The sequence below is a fragment of the Aeromonas veronii bv. veronii genome (genome assembly GCF_000820225.1).
GTDB lineage: Bacteria > Pseudomonadota > Gammaproteobacteria > Enterobacterales > Aeromonadaceae > Aeromonas > Aeromonas veronii.
The window spans coordinates 1-782 of the sequence record NZ_CDDK01000039.1; the positions used below are offsets into that span (position 1 = coordinate 1).

Annotated in this window: 1 pseudogene; it reads left to right on the forward strand. The window is 57.9% G+C overall.

From position 1 onward, the window contains the following. Positions 1-20: 20 nt before the first annotated feature. A pseudogene (locus BN1139_RS20645) lies at positions 21-782 on the forward strand (IS5 family transposase); the annotation flags it as partial.

Below are 782 nucleotides of genomic sequence, written 5' to 3' on the forward strand. Positions count from 1 at the left end.
ATCCTCTTCAAGTCTGCATCATGGGCACGCCGCTTCAACCCATCACCAACTGGCCAACATACAACAAGTCTTTGATTAATCGTGGTTCACTCACCTTCTGGGTTGATGCCGAGGCCATGAGCAACTGGTTTCACCACGACCATCATGGGCGGCGGGGGCGCAGCCAGCTCTACACCGACCAGAGCATCTGTACCTTTCTGATGCTCAAAGGGATTTTCAACCTCTCCCTGTGGGCGACACAGGGCCTGTTCGACTCGCTGCTTGAGCTGATGAATGTGCCGCTGTGTGCCCCCGACTACAGCTGTGTCAGCAAGCGCGCACGCACAGTGAAGGTGGCCTATCGGCAGCCCCCCCAAGGGGCGCATTACCGACCTAGTTATCGACTCGACGGGTCTGAAAGTGTTTGGTGAAGGCGAGTGGAAGGTCAGAAAACACGGCGCCGAGAAGCGGCGAGTGTGGCGCAAGTTGCATCTGGCGGTAGACCCGGTGGCCCACGATATCGTGGCGGCGGAAGTGTCGTTGGAAAATGTCCATGACGCCGAGGTGTTGCCGACCTTGCTCAACCCTCTGCGGCGCAAGCTGGGATGTGTTTATGCGGATGGCGCCTACGACAGCAAAGCCAGCCATCAGCTTATCTCGCGCAAAGGGGCGACAGCCTGTATCCCGCCTCGCAAGAATGCAGGGCTCTGGAAAAAGGCGCACCCAAGAAATGAGGCCGTGCTGGTGATGCGCAAAGAAGGGTTGGCGTACTGGAAGAAGATATCGGGGTATCACCGTCGCTC